Raw genomic sequence first — 22879 nt, forward strand, 5'->3', positions numbered from 1 at the left:
AGACGTGCCGGGCCGGGCACCGGTTCCGGTACCGGTCCCCGTACCGGGTCAGCGGCCGTCGCGCAGGTCGTCCGGCCAGGCGCCGCGGAACTCGATGTGGTCGTAGGTGACCACGCAGCCCTCCCCCATCGGCGACTGCGACAGGAAGCCCACCAGGGCGGCGCCCGTCTCCTTCTCGTCGCCGAGGGTGAACAGCCGGACGAACACCCAGCGCCGGCCGTCCCGGGAGGCGTGGAAGGCGAACGCCCGGCCGGTCCGGCTGACCCGCAGCCACACCGAGCTGCCGTCCACGGTGAAGGAGTTGGCGTCGTCGGAGTGGCCCCGGGTGACCACCGTGCAGACGGTGGGCACATCCGGGGAGTACTCCAGGCACAGCTTGGCCCAGGCCCGGTCGCCGACGTGGACGTAGAGCACACCCGCGTCGAACGAGGCGTTGAAGCCCACGGTGACCCGGGCGATCAGCTGGAAGTCGCCCTCGGGCGCCCCGAGCAGCCGGGGCGCGTCGGATGCGGGGTCCAGCGCCTCACCGGTGGGCGGCACGAACCGGTCCTGGCGCGCCCCGGCCCAGCCGCTGAGCACACCGTCCTCGTAGCTCCAGTGGCCGTCGGGCCCGTACGTACGCAGCGGGAACGGGAGTTCAGGAATCTCGACGTCCATCGCGCCAGTCTCCCAGCTCTTTCCTTCCGTGCGGGCCCGGGGAGTTCAGCGTTCCAGGCGGCCGTTGAAGCGGCGGGGCAGCCCCAGCTCGTTCTCGTCGCGCAGTTCGGCGGGCAGCAGCGCCTGCGGGGCGTTCTGGTAGACGACCGGCCGCAGCCACCGCTCGACGGCCGTGCCGCCGACGGAGGTGGACGTCGACGTGGTCGCCGGGTACGGACCGCCGTGGTGCTGGGCGGGTGCCACGGCCACGCCGGTCGGCCAGCCGTTCACCAGGACCCGGCCGGCCAGCGGCGTCAGCTCGGTCAGGAGTTCCGCGCCCCGCCCCTCGCCGGCCGCCTCCTCCTCGGAGAGCTGCACGGTCGCCGTGAGGTTGCCCGGCAGGCGTGACAGCACGGCCTTGACCTCGGTCTCGTCCTCGTAGCGGACGACGACGGTGACCGGTCCGAAGCACTCCTCCAGCAGCAGGTCGTGCTCGCCCTCCTCGGCCAGCCGGGCGGCCGGCACGGTCAGGAAGCCGGCGCTCACGGTGTGCTCGCCGCCCGCCCCCGGCGTCACCGGCGACTCCACGCCGTCCAGGCCCGCGCGCTCGGCGACACCGGCGACGAAGTTGTCCCGCATGCGGTGGTCGAGGAGGACGCCCGCGTCGGTGTCGCTGACCGCGTCGGTGAGCGACTTGAGCAGGCCGTCGCCGGCCGCGCCGGACGGCACCAGGACCAGGCCGGGCTTGACGCAGAACTGGCCGACGCCGAGGGTCATCGAACCGGCGAGGCCGGTCCCGATGGCCTCGGCCCGCTCGGCGGCGGCGGCCTCGGTGACCACCACCGGGTTGAGCGAGCCCAGCTCGCCGTGGAAGGGGATCGGCACCGGGCGGGCGGCGGCGGCGTCGAACAGCGCCCGGCCGCCCTTGACCGACCCGGTGAAGCCGGCCGCGGCGACCAGCGGGTGCCGGATCAGTTCGAGACCGGCGTCGAAGCCGTGCACCAGCCCGACCACGCCCTCGGGGACGCCGTGCTCGGCGGCGGCCCGCCGCAGCACCTTCGCGACCAGCTCGGACAGCCCCGGATGGTCGGGGTGCGCCTTGACCACGACCGGGCAGCCGGCCGCCAGCGCGCTCGCGGTGTCGCCGCCGGCGACGGAGAAGGCGAAGGGGAAGTTGGACGCCGAGTAGACGGCGACGACGCCGAGCGGCACCTTGTAGCGGCGCAGGTCGGGGACCGGCGGGGTGGCGGTGTCGTCGGGGTGGTCGATGACCACGTCGAGGAAGGCGCCCTCGTCGACGATGTCCGCGAAGGCCCGCAGCTGGTAGCAGGTGCGGGCGAGCTCGCCGGTCAGCCGGACGGGACCGAGCGCGGTCTCGGCGTCGGCGGTCTCCACCAGGCCGTCCCGGGCCGCCTCCAGGGCGTCGGCGGCGGCGCGCAGGAAGGCCGCGCGAACGGTGCGGTCGGCCAGCGGGCCGCGCGCGTCGTGCGCGGCCCGGACGGCGTCGTCCACCTCCTGGGCGGTGGCCTCGACCGCGACCTGTTCCCGCTGCTTCCCGGTTCGGGGGTCGACACTCCAGACTGGTGCTGCTGCCACCGCGGGTTCCCTCCACGTGTATCCGGGTCACCCACCAGGGCCTGTATCTGTTCGATATACTGAACACTGTCCCTGATGGTGAATGTGCTGTTGGAGACTATAACTTCAGCTTCTCGTCGAACGAAGGGGTCACAGGCGATGTCGGCTGGCGAGACGGGGGGCGGTGCGCAGGTCAAGTCCGCGGTACGGACGGTCGAGCTGCTCGAATACTTCGCCGGACGCCCCGGTATGCACTCCCTCGCGGCGGTCCAGGAGGCCGTCGGGTATCCGAAGTCCAGCCTCTACATGCTGCTGCGCACCCTGGTGGAGCTGGGCTGGGTGGAGACCGACGCGACCGGGACGCGGTACGGCATCGGGGTGCGGGCGCTGCTGGTCGGCACCTCCTACATCGACGGCGACGAGGTGGTCGCGGCCGCCCGGCCCACGCTGGACCGGCTCTCCGACGACACCACCGAGACGATCCACCTGGCCCGGCTGGACGGCACCAACGTCGTCTATCTCGCCACCCGCCAGTCCCAGCACTACCTGCGCCCCTTCACCCGGGTCGGCCGCCGGCTGCCCGCCCACTCCACCTCGCTCGGCAAGGCGATCCTCGCCACCTACAGCGACGAGCAGGTGCGCAAGATGCTCCCCGAGACGCTGCCGGCGCTCACCGAGAACACCATCACCGACCGCGAGCAGCTCATCGAGGAGCTGCGCCAGGTCCGCGAGCAGGGCTTCGCCGTCGACCGCGAGGAGAACACCCTCGGTCTGCGCTGCTTCGGCACGGCGATCCCCTACCGCACCCCGGCCCGCGACGCCATCAGCTGCTCGGTTCCGGTGGCACGGCTGACCCCGGCGCACGAGCAGATGGTCAAGGACGCCCTGTTCGACGCCCGCGACCGGCTGACACTGGCGACGCGTAGGCTCTGAGCATGCAGATCACCCTGCGCGAGGTCCACGACAGCGATCTGCCGGTCTTCTACCGGCAGATGAACGACCCCGAGGCGCTGCGGATGGCCGCCTTCACCCCGAAGGACCCCTCCGACCGGGAGGCCTTCGACGCGTACTGGCGCCACAACAGGTCGATCGCACTGGTGCGGACGGTGCTGGCCGACGGCGATGTCGTCGGCAACGCGTCCGTGTACGGCGAACCGGGTGAGCGCGAGGTCGCCTTCTGGGTCGACCGCGCCTACTGGGGGCGCGGTATCGCCACGGCCGCCCTGCGCGCCCTGCTCGCCGAGGTCCCCGAACGCCCGCTGTACGCGCGCGCGGCGGCCGACAACTCCGGCTCCCTGCGGGTGCTGGACAAGTGCGGCTTCCGGGAGACGGCGCGGGCGCACGGCTTCGCGCAGGCGCGCGGCACGGAGATCGAGGAGACGGTGCTCGTCCTGGAGGGCTGAGCCGGCCGCCCCCGGGACGGCCGGAGGCCGAGCCCTTCCCCCGTGCGGCGGGAGACGACCGGAGGACCAGCCCTCCCCCGCGCGGCGGAGAGAAATCACCGGCGGGCAGGAGGCGGCGTGAGCGGGCCGCGCGGGAGTGTGGGGGCATGACGCAGTCACTCGCCCCCCGGCCGGTGGCACCCGCCGCCGCGTCCGACCGGACCCGCCGTTTCCTGCGCGCCGTCGCCGTCGCCGCCTGCGTGCCGTATCTCGGCCTGAAGACCGCGTGGATCGCGGGGAGCCGGATCGGCATCCCGGACGGCAGTCCGCTGCTGGAGCACCGGGCCACGATGGCGGTCGCCAACGGTGTCACCGTGGCCATGGACGCCGCCGTGATCGTGCTGGCGCTGATGTTCACCCGGCCCTGGGGAGTGCGGACACCCGCGTGGCTGCCGGTGTTCCCCGCCTGGGTGGCCACCGGACTGCTCGCCCCGATCATGGCGGGGTACCCGGTGCTCCTGGTCGTCGGGGCGCTCGGCGGGACGACCGCCACGCACGGCGAGGGACGGGAACCGTTCCTGGACCCCTGGGTGTTCGGGGTGGTCTACGGCGCCTTCATCCTGCAGGGGCTCGCCCTGGGCACGCTGTTCACGGGGTACGCCCGGCAACGCTGGGGACACCTGTGGCGGGGCCGGGTGCGGGACCTGCCGCCGGCCGTGTCCGGCCGCGCCCACCGGCGACCGGCCGGGCTCGCCGCCGCCGTCGCCCTGCTCCCCCTGACCGCCCACGTCCTGTGGGCGAGCGGCGGCACGGCCGGCCTCGCCGAGGGCCTGGCCGACGACCGTACGAGCACGTTCCGCACCATGGAGACCGTCTACCTGCTGTTCCTCCTCGCGGCCGTCGCCGGTGCCTGCCTGCCGGTCCTGCGCCGCGCCTCCCTCCTCCCGGTGAAGGTGCCCCTCGCGCTCACCTGGGTCGGCTCCGCGGCCACCACCTGCTGGGCGGGCTGGCTGGTGCTGGCCTCGCTACCGGGCGTCCAGGACGCCGCCGACCGGCCCACGGGGTGGATGGACCTCGTGCACGCGGCCGAGATGGTCACCGGGGTTCTCGTGGCCCGGCTCGGCGTCGGTCTGCTCACCGCGCGGTCGGCGGACCGCGGCCGGTGAACCGCGTGAGGACCGCCGCGGGGACGCTGTTCGGGGGACGGGCGCGCCGGCGCTGGGTCCATCTGATCCTCGGCGGGGCGCTCGCCATGCCGTACTTCCTCGTCGGCTCTCTGATCGTCGGGCCGGCGACGAACTCGCGGTATCTGTTCAACGACCTCTCCCTGCAGCTCGCCTCGTTCGCCCTCGCACTGCCGATGGCCGCGCTCACCGCGGCACTGTTCCCGCCGGCCCGGTCGCTGGAGGCCGGGGCGGTGCGCGCCCTGTGCGGCCTCGACCCGGACGGGCTGGCGCGGGGGCCGGCACGCAGCCGCGCCGCGCGGAGGCGCACGGCGGCCTTCTTTACGCTGCACCTGGGGCTGGGCGGCATCGTCGCCGGGATGTCGCTCGCGGTACCGCCGTTCGCGGTGGTGCTGATCGTGCTGCCGGTGGTGTCCCGGCTCGCGGGCACCCGCATGGGCATGCCGGCGGTCTTCGACCACGCCTGGGCGTCGGCGGCGGCTCCGGTGGCGGGCCTGGCCGCGCTGGTGGGGCTGGCGGCGTGCGCGGCCGGTGCCGGGGCGCTGCTGGCCCGCTCGGCGCCGGTGCTGCTCGGCCCGGGGCCCGAGGACCGGCTGGCGGCGGCCGAGGCGCGCGCCGCCGACCTGGCCGTGCGCAACCGGCTCGCCCGGGAGCTGCACGACTCGGTCGGCCACGCCCTCAGCGCGGTGATGCTGCAGGCCAGCGCGGCCCGCCGAGTGTTGGACAGCGACCCGGAGTTCGCGCGGGAGGCGCTCGCCGCCATCGAGGAGACCACGCGCCGCACGGTCGGTGAACTGGACGCGGTGCTGGGCGTGTTGCGGGACGGGGACGCGCCCGGGACGGCACCCGCGCCGACCCTCGCGGCCGATCTGGAGGGCCTGCTGCGGCGCACCCGGGCGGGCGGGCTGCGGGTGACGGCCTCGGTCGGCACCGACACCACCGCCCTGCCGCCGGTCCTGTCCCGCGAGGCGTACCGGATCGTGCAGGAGGGGCTGAGCAACGCCCTCAGGCACGGCGGCGGCCGGGGGACGGTGGCGCTGCGGATCGGGGTCGCCGACGGGCGGCTGCTGATCGACGTGGAGAATCCCCTCCCCGGACGGCAGGGGTGCCGCCCGGGCGGCGGCCACGGCCTGCGGGGCGTCGCCGACCGCGTGCGCCTGCTGGGGGGCTCGTCGCGGGCGGGGCCCGTCGATGACATGTGGCGGCTGTCCGTCCGCCTGCCGTTGGAGGGAACCGCATGACCCGTCCGCCGATCAGGGTCGTCGTCGCCGACGACGAACGCATGGTCCGCACCGCGCTGCGCGCCATCCTGTCCGCCGAGCCGGACCTGGAGGTGGCGGGCGAGGCGGCGAACGGGGCCGAGGCGGTGTCCGTCGTGCGCGAACTGCGGCCCGACGTCGTCCTGATGGACGTGCGGATGCCGGAGGTGGACGGCATCCGCGCCACCGAGCGGATCCTCGCCACGCTCGACGCGCCGCCCCGCGTCGTCGTCGTCACCACCTTCGAGAACGACTCGTACGTCTACGCGGCGCTGCGCGCCGGAGCCGCCGGCTTCCTGCTGAAGCGCTGCGACGCCGACGCGCTGGTGCAGGCGGTACGGCTGGTCGCGCGCAGTGACACCCTGCTGTTCCCGGCGGCCGTGCGGGCGCTCGCCGACGAGCACGCGCGCGCGTACGGCGAACCCCCGGCCTGGGTCGGCCGGCTGACGGGCCGGGAGAGCGACGTCCTGCGGCTGATGGCGGCCGGGCTGACCAACGCGGAGATCGCCGGGCGGATGGACGTCGGGCCCGCCACGGTGAAGACCCATGTGGCGGCGGTGCTCGCGAAGACCGGCGCCCGGGACCGCACCCAGGCGGTGATCGCGGCCTACGAAGCGGGCTTCCTGCGAGGGCGCTCCCAGGGCTGGTGACGGATCCGCCCCGGGGCGGCCGGCCTCGGTTCGCAGTGCCATACAGTGTCCGAAACACCGTACGGCCACATGGCATTCACATGTCACTCATCGGGCAGGAGAGGTCACCCGTGGGCACAGTCGTCGACGACGCCGCCTCCGAGGAGTTCCATGCCTTCTTCGAACGCCACTACGCCGAACTCTCGCGTCTCGCCCATCTGCTGACCGGAGAGCCGGACGCCGCCGACGATCTGGCGGCGGACGCGCTGCTGGCGCTGTGGCACCGCTGGGACCGGGTGCGCGCGGCCGACCACCCGGTGGCCTACGCGCGCGGAGTCGTCGCCAACCTGGCGCGCACCCGCATCCGCAGCGCGGTGCGCGAGCGGCGCCGCGTCGCGCTGTTCTGGTCGCAGCGCGAGGAGAGGACGGAGAACCCGGACGTCGCGGGGGTCCTCGACGTGCGGTCGGCGCTGCGCAGGCTCCCGTTCCGCAAGCGGGCCTGTGTGGTGCTGCGGCACGCCTTCGACCTCTCCGAGAAGGACACCGCGCTGGCCCTCGGCGTCTCGGTGGGTACGGTGAAGAGCCAGACCTCGAAGGGCATGACCGAGTTGCAGCGGCTGCTCGGCCGGCCATCGGTTCCGCGGCAGGTGCGCGCCGCGATGGCAGGTACCCGTGAGACCGCAGGAAGGGACCGATGACCATGCAGCGGGACGTGCACGACGAGCTGCGCGCCCGGCTGCGGGAGGCGGCCGGGACGCACGAACCGGACCGGGAGTACATCCTGGCCCGCGTCGGGCGGGGCATGGCGCAGCGGGGGCGCCCCGACCACCGGGCGACGCGGCCCCCGGTGTGGGGCTGGCTGCGGATCGCCGGCGCCACGGCGGCGGTCGCGGGCATGCTCGCCGCCGGCGGCTACGCGGTCGCCTCGGCCGTGCGCGGCGAACCGGCCCCGCAGGAGCGGCAGGTCGCCGTGCCGCCCCCGCCGGCCGCTTCCCCGGAGGCCACCGGCCGGCCGCCCGCCACCCCGCAGGCTCCGCCGCACACGGCCGGCCCCGAGCGGCCGGACCGCCCGAGCGGCACACCGTCCGGGGCGTCCACGCCCACCGCACCCGCCACCCCCGCCGCCCCGCACGCGCTGCCGGACACCGACGACGTGGAGAACGGCCCGCTGTGGTCGAACGGTTCGGTGGACCCGCACAGCAACGAGTTCTGGGCGCAGAGCAACGTGACGCTGAGGGCCTCGCAGCGGCTGACGGCGCTGACCGTGCAGTTGAAGATCGCCCAGACCGGCGGGGTGTCCTCCACGGGCGCCTGGCGCTCCCTGCCCGAGGGCGACTTCACCCTGACGGTGGCCGAGCGCGACGGCTTCCTCGTCTACACCTGGGTGCTCAGGCAGGGGCGTACCGTCCCGGCGGGCGAGTGGGTGTTCGCGGGCCAGTACGACCACGAGCGGGGCGGCCGGGACGCCGGGGACGACCGGTACACGATCAGCGGCACCACGGACGACGGCCTGCGGACCGTGGGCGGCGACTTCACGGTCCACGCCGCCGGCGACGGGGACGCGTAGCAGACCGGCCCGCAGGTCCCGGCAGCCTCTTCCTCGCCGGTGGCGACCACGAGGCGCAAGAGTCCACGAGGGGCGCGGCCGTCCGCGCCCCTCGGCCCGTGACCCCGCACCCGGGCGAAACTTTCGCTGCCCGCCGTCCCCCGCCCACCGGTTGACGCCCCGTTCCCCGCTGGTGACACTCCCAAGGCGCGCACCATCCGACAGAAAGCGTCAACCGGAACCCCCACACCCCCACAGGACGGCCCATGCGCCTCAGAGCCCTGCTGCTCGTGTGTCTCGCTCTCCTCATCGGCCTGTCGACCGCCCCGCCCGGCGCCGCACACCCCGGAGCCCCGCCCGTGAACCACCCGAAGTACGCCGGATACCTCTTCGCCTACTTCACCGGCGAGGGCACCGCCGACGGCGAGCAGATCCGCTACGCCCTGAGCCGGGGCAACGACCCGCTGCACTGGCGTGAGCTGAACGCCGGCCGGCCGGTGCTCACCTCCACCATCGGCGAGAAGGGCCTGCGCGACCCGTTCGTCATCCGCTCCCCGAAGGGCGACCGGTTCTTCCTGATCGCCACCGACCTGCGCATGTACCGCAACTCCAGCGGCAGCTGGGACGAGGTCCAGCGGCACGGCAGCAAGTCGATCATGGTGTGGGAGTCCACCGACCTGGTCCACTGGACCGACCAGCGCCTGGTGCGGGTCTCACCGGACACCGCGGGCAACACCTGGGCCCCGGAGGCCTACTGGGACGACTCGCTCGGCGCGTACGTCGTCTTCTGGGCGTCGAAGCTCTACGCCCAGGACGACCCGGACCACAAGGGCTCGACGTACAACCGGATGCTGTACGCGACGACGAAGGACTTCCGCACCTTCAGCGCGCCCGAGGTCTGGGACGACCCCGGCTACTCGGTCATCGACTCCACCGTCGTCCAGCACCAGGGCACCTACTACCGCTACACCAAGGACGAGCGGAACCCGTCCTCGGACTCCCCCTGCTCGAAGTTCATCACCGCCGAGAAGTCCACGTCGCTGACGGACACCTCGTACGACTTCGTCGCGGACTGCGTCGGCAGCGGTTCGATCAGCCGCGGTGAGGGGCCGACGGTGTTCCGGTCCAACACCGAGAAGAAGTGGTACCTGTTCATCGACGAGTACGGCGGCCGGGGCTACGTCCCGTTCGAGACGACCGACCTCGACTCCGGCCGGTGGACCATGTCCGCCGACTACCAGCTGCCGGCCAGCCCGCGCCACGGCACCGTCCTGCCGGTGACCCGGCGCGAGTACGACCGGCTGCTCGCCGCGTACCCGGCCGCACCCGCCTCGCTGGTGGACGTGACGGCGCGGCACCAGAAGGGGTACGCCGTCGTCACCGAGGCGGCGTCGAAGGTGGTGCTCCCGATGGAGCCGCACGCCGATCTCGCCCGCCTCGCGCCCCGGTTGTGGGCCGCGGAGGGTGCGACGGTCAGTCCGCCCTCCGGGACCCGCCGCGACTTCCGCAGGCCGCAGACGTACACCGTCACCGGCGCCGACGGCGCCACCCGGACCTGGACGGTGGAGGCGGTCCGCACGCGCAGCCCGGTCCTGCCGGGCCTGAACGCCGACCCGGACGTGCACTATCTGGACGGCGAGTACTGGATCTACCCGACCACCGACGGCTTCCCGGGCTGGAGCGGCACGCGGTTCAGCGCCTACTCGTCGAAGGACCTGGTCCACTGGAAGGACCACGGAGTGATCCTCGACCTGGGGCCGGACGTGTCCTGGGCCGACCGGAACGCGTGGGCGCCGGCGATCGCCGAGCGCGACGGGAAGTACTGGTTCTACTTCTGCGCCGAGCAGCAGATCGGAGTGGCGGTGGCCGACTCCCCCGCCGGTCCCTTCGAGGACGCGCTGGGCCGGCCGCTGGTGGCCAAGGGCGGTCCGCTGCCCGGCCAGATGATCGACCCGGCGGTCTTCACGGACGACGACGGGCAGGCCTACCTCTACTGGGGCAACGGCCACGCCTACGTCGTCCCGCTGGGCGACGACATGGTGTCCTACGACCCGGCGGCGGTGAAGGACATCACCCCGCGGGGCTTCCGCGAGGGTTCCTTCGTCGTCAAGCGCGAGGGGACGTACTACTTCATGTGGTCCGAGGACGACACCCGCAGCGAGGACTACCACGTCGCCTACGCGACGGGACCGTCCCCGCTCGGCCCGTGGACCGGGCGGGGGACGATCCTGTCCAAGCGTCCCGAGTACGGCGTCCTCGGCACCGGCCACCACTCCGTGGTCAACGTGCCCGGCACCGACGACTGGTACGTCGTCTACCACCGGTTCGCGCTGAACGGGCCGGGGCGGCCGGGCGGTGACGGCACCCACCGGGAGACGACGGTCGACCGGCTGTGGTTCGCCGCGGACGGTACCCTTCAGCCGGTCGTACCGACCCTGGAGTCGATCCGCCCGCTGCGGGGGCTCAGCTGACGAAGTACGTCGGGTTCGGCAGCTTGTAGGTGCGGTCGGCGTAGCCGCCCTGCAGGTCCGAGTACTGGTCGCCGAAGTTGGCGATGATCTCGTACCCGAGGTCGTCCTCGATGTGCCGACGGGTGCCCGACTTGTACTCCACGGTGGTGCACTTCCAGGCACCCGGGGCGGCGCAGTCGCTCAGGTAGGCCGGCGGGTTCGCCTTGTCCTTGAGGAACATGTGGCCGGCGTCGAGGTTCACATCGGCGCCGACCTTCTTCAGGTTCTCGACGGCCGCGGCGCGCTCCGCCTCGGCCAGGCCCGAGTTGTAGAACACCTCGACACCGCGCGCCTCGGCGTAGCGGACCAGGGCGGGGCTGCCGAAGACGGCCGGGCGGTCGGCCCGGTTCACGTACTCCGCCCAGGTGGCGGGGTTGTACGTGTAGTTGTAGCGCTTCTCGTAGTCGAGGCTGAGCAGCAGGGTGTCGTCGATGTCGAAGACGACGGCCGGCTTCTCCCCGTGCTTGTGCGCCTTGCGGGCCGCCTTGTCGATGTACTTGCGGGCGGCGGCGTCGATGGCGGCCAGGTCCTTGGCGTACGGGCTGTCCGGGGACGCCTGGTACACGCCGTCGGCGTCCTCGGTGGTGCCGTAGTAGCGGTCGATGTCCTTGACCAGCAGCCCGATGTTGTAGGGCTCGTGGGTGCTGTTCGCGGTCGACTGACCGGCCGTGGCGGCGCCGGCGCCGTAGAGGGCGGCACCGGCGACGGCACAGGCGGCAGCGACGGCCGCGATGCGCGATGGCTTTTGCATGACTGATTTTCTACGCGCGTCACCCCTCCGGGCGCGAGATCCGTTGCCCGATCGATACCAGGTCTTGGGCCGATCGGGGGAATACCCTCGGTCCCGCACCCGCCGAACGGCTCAGTCCGCGGTCGGTTCGGGTCGCTTCTCGGACAGTTCGCGCTCAGTTCGCGGTGGTACGCGGTCGGTTCCGCGGTCAGTCCATGGTGGCTCCGATGGTGGTGCTGCCGGTGGTGAGGAACGCGGTGGCGGGCAGCGAGCCGTCGGACCGGCGGGGGTTGTAGACGGTGCCCGCGTCGGTGGACCGGAAGGCCGGGGTGGCGACACCCGGGTCCCAGTTGTTCATGTAGGAAGTGACCGAGGAGCTCTTGGCGACCGAGCCGCCGCCGTTGCCCACGGCGAGGTTGCGGCCGAGCCTGGCGGCTCCGGTGGCGAAGTAGTAGCCCTTGTTGCCGTTGGCGTAGGCGGTCGTGCGGTTGATGACGATGGCGCCCCTGTTGCTGTTCTCGGTGAAGCCGTTGCCCCGGTTGTCCCAAGCGGCGGAGTTGTTGACGACGTGGGCGACGACCTCGCCGTCGCCGCCCAGCTTGTAGCCGTTGCCGTCGCCCGCGAAGGCGGAGTCGCCCCAGCGGTTCTTCCCGTTGCCGAACGACCAGGTGTGCTCGATGGTGACCGGCGAGGAGAAGGACCACAGGTCGATGCCGTCGTCGGAGTTGTTGAACAGGCGCGCGCCGATGACCCGGTTGCCGCTGCCGGAGCCGAACTTGACGGCGATGCCGTCGGCGTTCTCGCCGTGGCCGGCGCGGTCGTAGTGACCGTAGGAGTCGAGGTTGCGGACGGTGTTGTTCACGGTGCCGTCCCCGGTGAGGGTGAAGCCCGAGTCCCCGCCGTTGATCGTCTTGATGCGGTTCCAGTTGGTGCCGGTGCAGGACTGGCAGACGACCGCGCTGTCCGGGGAGTTCTGGAAGGTGAGGTCCGAGACGTTCCAGTAGTCGGCGGTCAGCTTGAAGATCCAGGCACCGGAGGGCAGGGACGAGCCGTCGATCTTCACGGTCTCCGAGCCGTACGCGGTGAGCGTGACGGGCGCCGAGGGTGTGCCGTCGGCCGTGGACTGGAGGGTGGCCGTCGGGTAGTAGGTGCCGCCGCGGACCTGGATGACGGTGCCCGGGGTGGCGTTCCTGATGGCGCTCGCCAGGTCCGTTGAGTTGCCGACGACGACCGTCGCGGCCTGCGCCGGGGTGGGAAGTGCGGCGAGGCCGGCGCCGAGGGCGAGGGCCGCCGCGGCGGTGAGAGCGGTACGACGGGACATGGAGTGGGGGTCCTTTCGCCGTGCGTGGAGAGGGGGAAGGCGGCCGGTTCAGGGACGCCAGTCGCCGAGGTAGGCCGCCGGGGTGTGCGACCGGGCCTCGGCACGGGTGAGCAGGGGCCGGTTCTCCGGTACGGAGATCTCGGCGCCCGGACCGCTGTTGCGGTACTCGGCGAACCGCTGCTCCTGCCAGGGGAAGGAGTCCGACATGTTGGCGTAGGGCGTGGTCGCGTCGATGCCGGGGCCGAGCCAGGAGTCGCGGACGGTGAGCATGGGCCGGGCGGTCCGGTCGGAGCTGGGCACCCACGGGCGGGCGAGCTTGTAGTAGCCGTCCGGGGCCCGGCTGCTGATCCGGCTCCTGGTCACCAGGTAGCCGTACGGATTGGCGCCCGCGGTGGACGGCGCGAAGACGAACCCGTAGGGGGCGCCGGCCAGGTCGGAGCGGTCCAGGGTGCGGAAGTGGCAGTGCTCGTAGACGGCGGTGGCCCGGCCGAAGACGAAGTCGACGTCGCCCTCCACGTAGCAGTGCGCGTAGTACTGGCGGGCGAAGGAGGCCAGGGACATCGAGTCCGCGTAGAGGGTGTCCTGGTGGCCGAGGAAGCGGCAGTGGGTGAAGGCGCCGCGGTCGCCCTGCACCTTGATCGCGACGGCCTGGGTGCCGGAGACACCGGGGTGGTCGGCGCGCAGCCAGTCGTTGGCGAAGGTGATCCAGCGGGCGGTGAAGCCGTCGGCCTTGACGGTGGTGGTGGCCGAGCCGGTGGTGCCGTACGTACCGGAGCCGTCCGGTTTGGGGGTGCCGGCGGCGTTGTCGTACACGACCACGACGTCACGAGGGTTCTCGGAGGCGCCGATCCAGGTCATCTCCGTGCGGTCGGACGTGACCTGGACGGTCTCGCGGTAGACGCCGGGGGCGAGGACCAGGGTCCGGCCGCTGCCGGTGGCGGCGGTGACGGCGTCCTGGACGGAGGTGAAGTCGCCGCGGCCGTCGGGGGCGACGTAGAGGGTCCGCGGCGTGAGCCGGGCGGCGGGTGAGCCGAAGCGGCCGAACGGTCGGCGGTCGCCGTGGGCCGCGGCGGGGCCGGCGGTCAGGGCGAGGGCGGCGCCGGCGCCGGCGCTCGCCACGAGGAAGTCTCGTCTGGACAGGGGACGTCGGGTGCGGGGCGCGGGCATGGCGGCTCCTTGGCGAGGCGGCTCTGGAGGGGTGCGGGGCCGGGGCGGGCGCCTTTGTGGTGGGGATGCGGTGCGGACCGCCCCGGCAGGCTCGCTCGGGGTCGGGTCAGCAGACGCGGCCGGCGCCCGCGCGGTGGTCGACGATGTGGGGCACGGCCCTCGGGTGGTCGACCCGGGTGCGCAGCGTCGGGGTCCAGCCGGCGCCTCGGCGCAGCGTCTCGTCGGGGATCTCCGCGTTGTGCACGGCGATCAGGTCGACGGGCCGGCCGTTGACGTAGTTGTTCACCGCGGTGAGCGGCTCGTCGTTCCACCGCTTGAGGGTCTTGGCGGCGCTGACGCCGGCCGGCATCGAGAACGCGTTGTCGGAGGCGTACAGGTGGGAGGCGATGCCGATGCCGAAGGTGTAGCCGTAGGTGTCGGCGTCGTCGACGACGAAGTGGTTGTTGTAGGAGTCGACCTGGCCGAACCGCACGCGGGGCGCCCGCTCGACGATGCCCTCGAAGCGGTTGTGGTGCAGGGTGACCTTGAGCTTGCCCTCGTCGGTGGCGCCGGCGCTGTTGCTGTTGCCGATCAGCATGGTCTTGTCGTGGTCCTCGAAGGAGTTCCACGACACGGTGACGTAGTTCGCGCCGCGCACGATGTCGACCAGGCCGTCGTGCTGCTGGAAGACCTTGCCGAAGTAGGTGGGCAGGGAGCTGTCCGGGTGACGGCCGTCGGTGAGGGTGTTGTGGTCGACCCACACGTGGTGGGAGCCGTAGACGACGACGGCGTCGTACTCGGAGTTCCAGGCGCCGGTCTTCCCGTCGTCGGTGGGGTCCCACTGCGGGAAGCAGTCGATCGGGGCCTCGACGTCGAGGTTGCGGATGATGACGTTCTCGACGCCGCGGACCTGGAGGCTGCCGCCGAGGATCCCGGAGTGGCGACCGACGCCGACGATGGTGGTGTTGGACGGGACGTTCGCCTTGACGGCCTTGTCCTGGTTGTCGGCGGACGCGGCACGCAGGTCCTCCTGCTCGCCGCTGACCTCGGTGTCGTGGCCCCAGACCGCGGGGTCGTAGTCGGCGAGGTACTGCCGGAAGTCGTATCCGTCGGCGGCGAAGGCGTCGCAGCCCTCGGACACCGCGTCGATCATCCCCTGAACCCTGATGATCTTCGGGGCGTCACCGCCGTCGGCGAGGGCGGCGCGGAACTCGTCCCAGGTGGTGACGGTGTAGACGTGCTGGGCGTCGGCGGCCGAGCCGCCGGTGGTGCCGGGGCCCTCGGAGGCCCAGCCGTCATCGGCGGCGAGCACCTGACGGCCGAGGTCGCGGCCGTGCGCCTGGGCGGGGGTTCCGGACAGGGAGAGCACGAGAGCGGTGCAGCCGACCAGCGCGGCGGCTCTCACTGTGGCATGCCCATGCCACTTCTGTGCGTTCATGGTGCGGCTCTCTTTCTTGGTGACGGGGGGTGTTACTCGGCGCTGCGGGCCGGCCAGGTGATCCACGACTCCGGTACGTCGTCGTCGAGCCGGCGCACGTCGCACGGCTCCAGCACCCGGGTGCGCAGCAGTTCCCGGGCGGCCAGGCGCGCGACGGCGATCGCGCCCGGCGGGTTGAAGTGCGTGTTGTCCTGCTCGGTGGCGGTCCAGTTGAAGTACTTCTTGGTCTCCTCGGCGCCCAGCTCCTGCCAGAGCGCCAGGGACAGCGCCTCGATGTCCAGCAGCGCCACGCCCTCCTGCTCGGCGAGCGCCCGCATGGCCGCGGGGTAGTCGCCGTGGGTGGTCCGGGCGTTGCCGTCCGCGTCGAACCTGCGGCGCTCCACGGAGGTGGCCAGCACCGGCCGTGCGCCCCGGGCACGGGCTCCGTCGACGTACAGCCGCAGATGGTCCTGGTACGTCGACCAGGGCTCGGTGTAGCGGGTGGGGTCGGCGCTCTTCTCGTCGTTGTGACCGAACTGGATCAGCAGGAAGTCGCCGGGGCGGATCGCCGCCAGGATGGCGTCGAGCCGCCCCTCGTCGTAGAAGCTCTTCGAACTGCGCCCGTTGACCGCGTGGTTGGCGACGGGCAGGTTCTTGTGCAGGAAGAAGGGCAGTGCCATGCCCCACCCGGTCTCGGGCGCGGCGTCGGCGTACTTCTGGGCGGCGGTGGAGTCGCCGGCGATGTACAGGGTGCGGTACCGCCGCGCGGCCTGAGCGGTCCCGTTCACCGCGAGGGCGAGGGGGGCGGAGGCGAGAGCGGCGGCGGTGAGCTGACGGCGGGTGAGGGACACGCCAGGTGCCTTTCGGTAAGGGGAACGCCGGGAGGGGCGCGGGTCGTTGCCGACCGGCGGTTCCGCCGCGGGGCGCGACCGGTCACGGCCGGCCGGCCGTCACCCCGCTGCCGGAACCACTCGGCTCGTCAGCTCTTCTTCTGCTGATTCCACTCCGCCTGCGCCTTGTCGAGCTGCTCGGCCATCGTGTCCAGGAAGTCCTTGGCGCTCATCTTCCCGAGCAGGACCTTCTGGAAGTTCGGCTCGTTGTCGGACTTGGAGACGGTGTTCCAGTCCGGCAGGTAGTACGGCAGCTGCACGATCGTGGTGGAACCGTCGTTGAGCGCCGCGGCCGCCAGCTTGGTCGGCTCGGCCTTGGAGATCCACGGGTCCTTGGCGGCCTCCTTGTTGGACGGGATGGCGCCGGCCGACTCGTTCCACTTGGAGTTCGACTCGTGGGAAACGGCGAACTCGATGAACTTCCAGGCCGCTTCCTTGTTCTTGGAGCTCTTGAACAGGCCCAGTCCGTCGACCGGGTTGGAGACCTGGACCCGCTTGCCGCCGGGGCCGGTCGGCTGCGGGATGCCGCGGAACTTGTCGGTGCCCAGCGCCTTGACGTGGTCCTGGTAGGAGCCCAGGTTGTGGTTGAGCATGCCGATGGTGCCGGAGTCCCACTGGGCGACCATCTTGGTGAAGTCGTTGTTGAGGTCGGCCGCCGGGGTGACCTTCTTGTACAGGCCGGCGTACTTCTCCAGCGCCGCCACGTTCTTCGGGTCGTTCAGCGTGGTCTTCTCCCCGCCGGCGTCCCAGAACGAGGTGATCCCGGACTGCCCGTACATCGCGTCGAGCGCCTGCGCGATGGATCCCGCGCCACCGCGGATGGTGTAACCGAACTCGTTCTTGCCGGCGTTCGTCAGCTTCTCGGCGGCCGTGTAGAACGTGTCCCACGTCTCGGGCGCGTCCAGGCCCGCCTTCTGGAACAGGTCGGTGCGGTAGTAGAGCGTGCCGTTGTTCGCGGAGGTCGGGATCGTGTACATGTGCGCGTCCGAGCCGCCGGCGTTCTTCACCGAGGCGATCATGCCCTCGTTGAGCTTGCCGTCGAGGGACGACTTGGCGAGCCGGTCCTCCAGCGGCTCCAGCGCGTCCTGGGCCGCGATGCCGGCCAGCATCGCCGCGCCGACACCGCCGACGTCCGGCAGGCCGCCGCCCTGGATGGCGGTGTCGTACTTCGACTGGGCCTCCTTGGACGGCAGGCCCACGTACTCGACCTCGATGTCCGGGTTGGCCTTCTCGAAGTCGGTGATGATCTCCTTCCAGATGTCGGTGCGCACACCGCCGTTGTTGTCCCAGAAGACGATCTTGCCCTTGCCGCTGCCCTCGCCGCCCTTGTCCCCGGAGCCGCTGCCGTCGTCGCCGCAGGCGGTGGCGGTCAGGGCGAGCACGGAACCCAGGGCTACGGCAGCGGCGGCGCGCCTGCTTCTGTGGATGCTGGTCTTCATTGGTCGGCTCTCTTCTTCTGGATCCAACGGAGCTGTGTGTGGCTGGGGGGTCTGTATCGGTGCGGAGCTGTGTCGAGCGGTGCCGAGCTGTGAAGTTGTGGGGGTCAGTGGGTGCGGGCGTACGGGTCCCGGCCGTCCGGTCCCACGAGGTGGGCGGCGACGGTGCGGCCGCGCGCGTCCGCCGCGCTCGACTCCGGCCGGTCGGCGGTGACCGCCGCGCCGGGGCCGGGGTCGCGGTACTCGGCGGACCGGGCGTCCTTCCACGAGAAGCCGCCCCTGCCGGTCCACGGCGCGGACCTGATCGCGGCCGCCAGTTCGCTGTCCCGGATCAGCACCTGGGCCACGGCGTCCGGTTCCTCTCCCGGCTGCCGGGGCCGACCCAGGTGGTGGAAGGACCCGGCGGGCGCGTCGCCGACGATCCGCGAGCGGGTGACCAGGGAGCCGTAGGGTTCCCCCTCCACTTCGAGGCGGCCGTCCCGCAGCCGTTGTCCGTGTCCGAACCCCGGCTCAGCGCCCGGATCACCGGCCGCTCGACGACGGCCGTGGCCCGCCCGTCCTGGTTGCCCGGGAAGGCGGTGCCCTCGAAGACGATCCGCTCGCCGGTCGTCTTCACCGCCGGCGCCTGCTCGCCCTTCGGGTCGTGCGCGGCTTCGTCGAAGTCGTCGCTGAAGGCGAGGTTGCGGGCGGTGACGTCATGCGCGTCGGTCCACACCGTGGCGCTGCAGGTCGAACCGCCGTACCCGCCGGGCGTGTCGTAGACGATGACGGTGTCCGAGCGGTGCTGTCCAGTCCCCTGCGGCATGATATTCGGCTTTGTCACGGGAATGTGAATCTTCTCCCGGTACGTTCCCGGCGCCACGGCGATGGCCACGGGCAGGTCGTTGCCCGCCGGCACGGCGTCCACGGCGGACCGCACGGTCGGGCGGGCGCCGGGGACGTGCAGCGTCACGGCGCCGCCGATCCGCCGCTGCGGCCCGGAGAACCGGGTCACCCGCGCCGGTACGGCGGCCGCCGGATCGAGCCGGTAGGAGGAGAAGTCCCACGGGTCGAAGGCGTCCCCCCGGGTGTCGGTGCGCCCGGTGGTGTTCCGCAGGACGGAGCCGCGCTGCACCAACTCGGCGGTGGGATCCGCCTGGTAGGGGTGCCGCACGCCGTCGTAGTAGCTGTTCTCGATGACCATCCGGGTGCGGCCGCGCGACCAACTGCCGTACGTCCACACGGGATCGCCGCTGGCCACCTGCGCCGAGAAGTAGTTGTCGTACAGGCGCGCGTAGGCGCAGTTGTCGGCGGACGGGTTGCGCTGCTTGGTGCCGGTGAACCAGTTGTGGTCGACGGACGCCTGGTCGGCGACCGTGACCACCTTGCCGCCGGTGGTGCCGGTGGTGCCGCCGGCGAGGGAGGCGAAGCCGTGCGCCCGGTCCGTCCAGCGGGCGGCCGCGGAGGCGGAGACGGGCGCCGTCGCGGTGGCCTCGTCGGCCCTCGCCTGGCCCGCCTGGCCCACCGCGCCGAGGCCCAGGGCGGCGGCCAGGCCGGTGACGGCGGCCAGGACGACACCCGGTCTCGGCAATCGCTTGCCATGGAAGTGCGTCATTGCGGCTCCCAACAGGCTTGGAGACACGGTCGGTTACAGCGGGGTGATCCGGAAGCGCGTGAACGTGGCCGCGCCGGCGCGCCCGGGCCCGTCGGGCGCGGCGGCGAACAGCCCGAGCAGGGCGCCGACCCAGCGCCAGGGCGTGGCGGCGAAGACCGGACCGGAGGGCGACAGGCCGTCGCCGGGATCGGCGAGGAAGCGGCAGCGTGCCCCGGCGCCGATCTCGATCCGCAGCCGGGCCCGGCCGTGCGGGGCCGGCCGGGAGCGGGCGGCGTCCCGTTCCGCCTCGGCGACCGGCTCGGCGAACCGGTGCACCAGCCGGACCGTCCCGTCGGCGTCGCGCTGGAGCCCGATCCAGGCGAAGGCGTCGCCGAGGACGGCGAGTCCGGCCCGCGCGCCGGGTTCCGCGTCGTGCAGCTGAAGCGTCACCTCGACGGCGGACGGCATGCCGGGCAGCCGCTGGGTCAGCACGTTCGGCAGCCGACGCAGGTCGTGCGCGTCGAGGTCGCGGACACAGGCCAGCCGCAGTCCGTCACCGGAGTGCTGGGTGGCCCATCCGTCCTGGGGATCGGCGGTCCACTGCCACTGCCGGCCGAAGCGTCCGCCGGGGAAGTCGTCGTCGGTGGCGGGCGCGGCGGGCGGCTGCGCCGGCAGGCGGGGCCTGTCGTGGACGAGGACGGGGGCGCCGTCGTCCCCGAGCACCGGCCAGCCGTCGTTCCCCCAGCGCATCGGCTGCAGGTGCACCACCCGGCCGTACGCGCCGCGCTGCTGGAAGTGCAGGAACCAGTCCTCGCCCGCCGGGGTGCGCACCCAGCCGCCCTGGTGCGGGCCGTTGACGTCGGTGTCCTTCTGTTCGAGGACGATCCGCTCCTCGTAGGGGCCGAAGAAGTCCCGGGACCTGAGGGCGCCCTGCCAGCCGGTCTCCACTCCCCCGGCGGGCGCCAGGATCCAGAACCAGCCGTCGTGCCGGTAGAGCTTGGGGCCTTCGAGGGTGAACCAGCCGGGTATCCGGTCCGCGTCGACGATCACCTTGCCGTCGTCGAGCAGGGAGGTGCCGTCGGGGTGCATCCGATGGCCGGTCAGGCGGTTCTTCACGCCCGCGCGGGACTTGGCCCAGGCGTGCACCAGGTACGCCTCGCCGGTCTCCGGGTCCCACAGGGGGCAGGGGTCGATGAGCCCCCTGCCTTCCTTCAGCAGGTGCGGGCGAGTCCAGGGGCCCCTGATCTGCGGGGCGTTGACCTGGAAGATGCCCTGGTCCGGGTCGCCCCAGAAGATCCAGAAACGGTCGTCGTGGTGGCGGATCGAGGGGGCCCAGACGCCGCGGTCGTGGCGGGGCCGGCCGAACTCGGCCGCCGGGGTGAGACGGTCCAGGGCGTGGCCGACCAGCGTCCAGTTCACCAGGTCCCGCGAGTGCAGCAGGGGCAGCCCCGGGGTCCGTCCGAAGCTGGAGGCGGTGAGGTAGAAGTCGTCGCCCACGCACACCACGTCCGGGTCGGACCAGTCGGCGTTCAGGACCGGGTTGGTGTACGTCGTCACTGGCTCACCGCCCTGCGGGCCAGCGCGGCTGCGTCGTCCCGGCCCAGGCGGCCGTCGGCGACCACGGTGACGATCCGGCGTACGGCGGTTCCGCCGGGCGGGACGGCCAGCCGCTCCTCGGACGCCAGCGACGAGCCGGCGCCGGGGTACTCGGCGGTGCGCACGAACCAGGGGTCGCGCCGGGTGGTGCCGGTGGCCCCGGCGAAGACCAGGGTCCAGTCGGTGCCGGTCAGGGCGAGCCAGTCGGCGGGCCGGCCGTGCGCCCGTTCCTCGCCGTCGGCGGTCTCGGTGAACACGTCGGGGGGCCGCTCCTCCTTGCGGGCCCGCCAGAAGAAGCCGCCGTAGGCCGCGCCGGGGCGCCCGTTGGTGGCGGGGCTGCCGATGGTGACGGGCTCGGCGGTGACGTTGGTGAGCGAGAAGGTGAAGTCCAGCGCCCACGCCGTGGCGGTGAGTCCGGTGGCGGCGACGGTGCGGCGCTCGCGCAGCATTTCCCGGCCGGCGGCGACCCAGCGCAGCTCGGCCACGAAGCCGTCGGGGTCGCGCAGTTGGAAGCCGGCGTGCCGCTGGGCGCCGTGGTTGTCGAGCTCGGTGGGGCCCTGGTCGCGGACGAAGGTGCGCCCGCCCCAGAAGTTGTGCCCCTCGACGTCGGGAACGGCGACACCGACGCCGAGGTGGTGTGCGTGGTCGGCCGGGGTCAGCTCGGTGACCGCCGTGCCGGCCAGGGTGGTGACGGGATGCAGGTAGGGGCGCGGGGAGAGCCGGGCCGGCAGTTCGGGCCGGGTGACGTAGCGGCCGACCGGGCGGCCCGCGACCCGCAGGACGTGGGCGTCGTCGCTCGTCATCAGGTGCTCACCTCTCTCGGCAGGTCGCGGGCGGGCGGCGGCCAGGGGGCGCCCAGTTCGGAGTAGAGCGAGAGGGTGTCGGCGGCCGCGGCGACCAGGCCGTCCACCCCGGGGACCACCCGGCGGCCCTCCTCCGGCAGCGTCCGCCAGGCCGTGGCGGGCAGCGGGGCCGGGTCGGGGGCGGTGCGGATCGCCTCGACGACCTTCATGAAGGCACCGGTGGCGTCCGGCGGGACGAGCAGGGCGGCGCCGTCCACCAGATGGTCGACCAGGTTCTCCAGCAGGTCGGTGCGGCCGTACTCGGACTCCTGCGGGCCGTGGTCGGCACGCTGCAGCAGGACCCGGTCCTGCTTGTACCAGTGGGTGATCCGGCCCCGGGTGCCGTGCACCAGCACGTACGGGTCGTCCGGGCGCTCGGCGCACAGGGTGGCGGCGACGGTGACGCGGCGGCCCGCCGCGGTGGTGACGCGGACGCAGGAGGTGTCGTCGGACTCGATGTCGTTGGCGTGCCACAGCTCGGTCTCGATGCCCGTGACGTCCTCGGCGCGGGTGGCGCCGTCGAGGGCGAGCGCGGTGACGACGGCGTGCGCGAGCGGGTTGGTGAGGGCGCCGTCGATCACGTCGACGCCGTCCATCCGCCGCTTGCCGGCCCAGGGGGCGCGCCGGTAGTACGCCTCGGGCCGGGCCCAGGCACCGGCCCCGCCGACGCCGGTGACCTCGCCGATGGCGCCGTCGGCGATCAGCTCGCGGATCGCGGGGACGGCGTGGGAGCCCAGCGACTGGAAGCCGATCTGGCAGGCCACGCCGGCGTCGGCGATCCCGTCGGCCATCCGGCGGAACTCGGCGTAGGAGGGCGCCGGGGGCTTCTCCAGGAGCAGGTGGACCCCTCGGGCGGCGGCGGTCAGCGCCAGGTCGGCGTGGGTGGGGATCGGGGTGCAGACCACGGCGATGCGGGCGCCGGTGGCCTCCAGCAGCGCCGCGAAGTCGGCGGACTGTGCGGGGCTGCCCAGGCCGTCGGGGATCTCCTCCCGGCCGAGCGGGGTCAGCTCGCAGATGCCGGCCAGGCGGACGATGCCCTTGTCCTGGAGGCGGCGGATGTTGTCCAGGTGCCAGCGGCCGTGGCCGCGGGCGCCGGCCAGCACGAGGGGTACGGGCATGTCGGTCACGGGGTCCTCCCTGCGTCCGCGCCGCGGGCCGCCTCGCGGTCGGCCACGGCGCTGTCGGTCCTTCCGTGCAAATGGCAGTG

At 72.9% G+C, this 22879-nt stretch carries 19 protein-coding genes and 1 pseudogene; 8 read left to right on the top strand and 12 right to left on the bottom strand.

Going from position 1 to position 22879, the window contains the following annotated elements:
* Nucleotides 1-48 precede the first annotated feature (48 nt).
* The gene (locus AC3ET3_RS27535) at nucleotides 49-657 is read right to left on the bottom strand and encodes a DUF1349 domain-containing protein (protein ID WP_432138276.1); all 609 of its coding nucleotides are present in this window, start codon (nucleotides 655-657) and stop codon (nucleotides 49-51) included.
* Nucleotides 658-702: 45 nt separating this feature from the next.
* Nucleotides 703-2232, bottom strand: coding sequence for an aldehyde dehydrogenase (NADP(+)) (locus AC3ET3_RS27540; RefSeq protein ID WP_432138277.1), 1530 nt, complete (start codon nucleotides 2230-2232; stop codon nucleotides 703-705).
* 138 nt (nucleotides 2233-2370) lie between these two features.
* On the opposite strand from AC3ET3_RS27540, the gene AC3ET3_RS27545 reads away from it, so the two are divergent.
* The 8 genes from AC3ET3_RS27545 (at nucleotide 2371) to AC3ET3_RS27580 (ending at nucleotide 10682) form a co-directional block, all read left to right on the top strand.
* Entirely contained in the window at nucleotides 2371-3144 is a 774-nt protein-coding gene (locus AC3ET3_RS27545; RefSeq protein WP_432138278.1) for an IclR family transcriptional regulator, read from the top strand.
* Nucleotides 3145-3146: 2 nt separating this feature from the next.
* Entirely contained in the window at nucleotides 3147-3614 is a 468-nt protein-coding gene (locus AC3ET3_RS27550; RefSeq protein WP_432138279.1) for a GNAT family N-acetyltransferase, read from the top strand.
* A 146-nt stretch (nucleotides 3615-3760) separates the two neighbouring features.
* Nucleotides 3761-4759, top strand: coding sequence for a hypothetical protein (locus AC3ET3_RS27555; protein ID WP_432138280.1), 999 nt, complete (start codon nucleotides 3761-3763; stop codon nucleotides 4757-4759).
* A gap of 5 nt (nucleotides 4760-4764) precedes the next feature.
* Nucleotides 4765-6018 carry a sensor histidine kinase gene (locus AC3ET3_RS27560; RefSeq protein ID WP_432138281.1) on the top strand — a complete coding sequence of 418 codons (1254 nt, stop codon included), beginning with the start codon at nucleotides 4765-4767 and terminating at the stop codon, nucleotides 6016-6018.
* Nucleotides 6015-6686: a response regulator transcription factor gene (locus AC3ET3_RS27565; protein ID WP_432138282.1), complete on the top strand. Its 672-nt coding sequence runs from the start codon at nucleotides 6015-6017 to the stop codon at nucleotides 6684-6686. The genes AC3ET3_RS27560 and AC3ET3_RS27565 overlap by 4 nt, the downstream gene beginning before the upstream one ends.
* 110 nt (nucleotides 6687-6796) lie before the next feature.
* On the top strand, nucleotides 6797-7363 hold the full coding sequence (locus AC3ET3_RS27570; protein ID WP_432138283.1) for a SigE family RNA polymerase sigma factor: 567 nt from the start codon (nucleotides 6797-6799) through the stop codon (nucleotides 7361-7363).
* Nucleotides 7360-8232: a hypothetical protein gene (locus AC3ET3_RS27575; protein WP_432138284.1), complete on the top strand. Its 873-nt coding sequence runs from the start codon at nucleotides 7360-7362 to the stop codon at nucleotides 8230-8232. Before AC3ET3_RS27570 ends, AC3ET3_RS27575 begins: the two co-directional genes overlap by 4 nt.
* Before the next feature lie 245 nt (nucleotides 8233-8477).
* On the top strand, nucleotides 8478-10682 hold the full coding sequence (locus tag AC3ET3_RS27580) for a glycoside hydrolase family 43 protein (RefSeq protein WP_435613063.1): 2205 nt from the start codon (nucleotides 8478-8480) through the stop codon (nucleotides 10680-10682).
* On the opposite strand, the gene AC3ET3_RS27585 is transcribed toward AC3ET3_RS27580, so the two are convergent.
* From AC3ET3_RS27585 to AC3ET3_RS27630, 10 genes and pseudogenes are all read right to left on the bottom strand, one after another.
* Nucleotides 10675-11472, bottom strand: coding sequence for an HAD family acid phosphatase (locus AC3ET3_RS27585; RefSeq protein WP_432138286.1), 798 nt, complete (start codon nucleotides 11470-11472; stop codon nucleotides 10675-10677). The genes AC3ET3_RS27580 and AC3ET3_RS27585 overlap by 8 nt on opposite strands.
* A 187-nt stretch (nucleotides 11473-11659) precedes the next feature.
* Entirely contained in the window at nucleotides 11660-12772 is a 1113-nt protein-coding gene (locus AC3ET3_RS27590) for a right-handed parallel beta-helix repeat-containing protein (RefSeq protein ID WP_432138287.1), read from the bottom strand.
* Nucleotides 12773-12820: 48 nt separating this feature from the next.
* Nucleotides 12821-13939, bottom strand: coding sequence for a pectinesterase family protein (locus AC3ET3_RS27595; RefSeq protein ID WP_435613064.1), 1119 nt, complete (start codon nucleotides 13937-13939; stop codon nucleotides 12821-12823).
* Between the two features lie 106 nt (nucleotides 13940-14045).
* A complete protein-coding gene (locus AC3ET3_RS27600; RefSeq protein WP_432138289.1) occupies nucleotides 14046-15356 on the bottom strand; it encodes a pectate lyase family protein in 1311 nt (436 codons plus the stop codon).
* Between the two features lie 32 nt (nucleotides 15357-15388).
* Complete coding sequence (locus AC3ET3_RS27605) at nucleotides 15389-16186, bottom strand: rhamnogalacturonan acetylesterase (RefSeq protein ID WP_432138290.1); 798 nt, start codon at nucleotides 16184-16186, stop codon at nucleotides 15389-15391.
* A 128-nt stretch (nucleotides 16187-16314) separates the two neighbouring features.
* Nucleotides 16315-17664 carry an ABC transporter substrate-binding protein gene (locus AC3ET3_RS27610; protein ID WP_432138291.1) on the bottom strand — a complete coding sequence of 450 codons (1350 nt, stop codon included), beginning with the start codon at nucleotides 17662-17664 and terminating at the stop codon, nucleotides 16315-16317.
* Between the two features lie 104 nt (nucleotides 17665-17768).
* Nucleotides 17769-19255 (bottom strand): annotated as a pseudogene (locus AC3ET3_RS27615) (pectinesterase family protein).
* 33 nt (nucleotides 19256-19288) lie between these two features.
* Nucleotides 19289-20791 (bottom strand): glycoside hydrolase family 43 protein, encoded by a 1503-nt coding sequence (locus tag AC3ET3_RS27620; RefSeq protein ID WP_435613065.1) that lies wholly within the window; start codon nucleotides 20789-20791, stop codon nucleotides 19289-19291.
* Nucleotides 20788-21633, bottom strand: a complete 846-nt coding sequence (locus AC3ET3_RS27625; protein ID WP_432138293.1) for a DUF6807 domain-containing protein — start codon at nucleotides 21631-21633, stop codon at nucleotides 20788-20790. Before AC3ET3_RS27625 ends, AC3ET3_RS27620 begins: the two co-directional genes overlap by 4 nt.
* Nucleotides 21633-22790: a Gfo/Idh/MocA family protein gene (locus AC3ET3_RS27630; RefSeq protein WP_432157638.1), complete on the bottom strand. Its 1158-nt coding sequence runs from the start codon at nucleotides 22788-22790 to the stop codon at nucleotides 21633-21635. Before AC3ET3_RS27630 ends, AC3ET3_RS27625 begins: the two co-directional genes overlap by 1 nt.
* Nucleotides 22791-22879 lie beyond the last annotated feature (89 nt).

This window comes from Streptomyces sp. bgisy159 (assembly GCF_057707805.1).

What these genes read in the sequence shown, in the direction of transcription:
- AC3ET3_RS27535 (WP_432138276.1), bottom strand. Translation starts at nt 657, where the DNA reads ATGGACGTCGAGATTCCTGAACTCCCGTTCCCGCTGCGTACGTACGGG.
- AC3ET3_RS27545 (WP_432138278.1), top strand. Translation starts at nt 2,371, where the DNA reads ATGTCGGCTGGCGAGACGGGGGGCGGTGCGCAGGTCAAGTCCGCGGTA.
- AC3ET3_RS27550 (WP_432138279.1), top strand. Translation starts at nt 3,147, where the DNA reads ATGCAGATCACCCTGCGCGAGGTCCACGACAGCGATCTGCCGGTCTTC.
- AC3ET3_RS27555 (WP_432138280.1), top strand. Translation starts at nt 3,761, where the DNA reads ATGACGCAGTCACTCGCCCCCCGGCCGGTGGCACCCGCCGCCGCGTCC.
- AC3ET3_RS27565 (WP_432138282.1), top strand. Translation starts at nt 6,015, where the DNA reads ATGACCCGTCCGCCGATCAGGGTCGTCGTCGCCGACGACGAACGCATG.
- AC3ET3_RS27575 (WP_432138284.1), top strand. Translation starts at nt 7,360, where the DNA reads ATGACCATGCAGCGGGACGTGCACGACGAGCTGCGCGCCCGGCTGCGG.
- AC3ET3_RS27580 (WP_435613063.1), top strand. Translation starts at nt 8,478, where the DNA reads ATGCGCCTCAGAGCCCTGCTGCTCGTGTGTCTCGCTCTCCTCATCGGC.
- AC3ET3_RS27585 (WP_432138286.1), bottom strand. Translation starts at nt 11,472, where the DNA reads ATGCAAAAGCCATCGCGCATCGCGGCCGTCGCTGCCGCCTGTGCCGTC.
- AC3ET3_RS27590 (WP_432138287.1), bottom strand. Translation starts at nt 12,772, where the DNA reads ATGTCCCGTCGTACCGCTCTCACCGCCGCGGCGGCCCTCGCCCTCGGC.
- AC3ET3_RS27595 (WP_435613064.1), bottom strand. Translation starts at nt 13,939, where the DNA reads ATGCCCGCGCCCCGCACCCGACGTCCCCTGTCCAGACGAGACTTCCTC.
- AC3ET3_RS27600 (WP_432138289.1), bottom strand. Translation starts at nt 15,356, where the DNA reads ATGAACGCACAGAAGTGGCATGGGCATGCCACAGTGAGAGCCGCCGCG.
- AC3ET3_RS27610 (WP_432138291.1), bottom strand. Translation starts at nt 17,664, where the DNA reads ATGAAGACCAGCATCCACAGAAGCAGGCGCGCCGCCGCTGCCGTAGCC.
- AC3ET3_RS27625 (WP_432138293.1), bottom strand. Translation starts at nt 21,633, where the DNA reads ATGACGAGCGACGACGCCCACGTCCTGCGGGTCGCGGGCCGCCCGGTC.
- AC3ET3_RS27630 (WP_432157638.1), bottom strand. Translation starts at nt 22,790, where the DNA reads ATGCCCGTACCCCTCGTGCTGGCCGGCGCCCGCGGCCACGGCCGCTGG.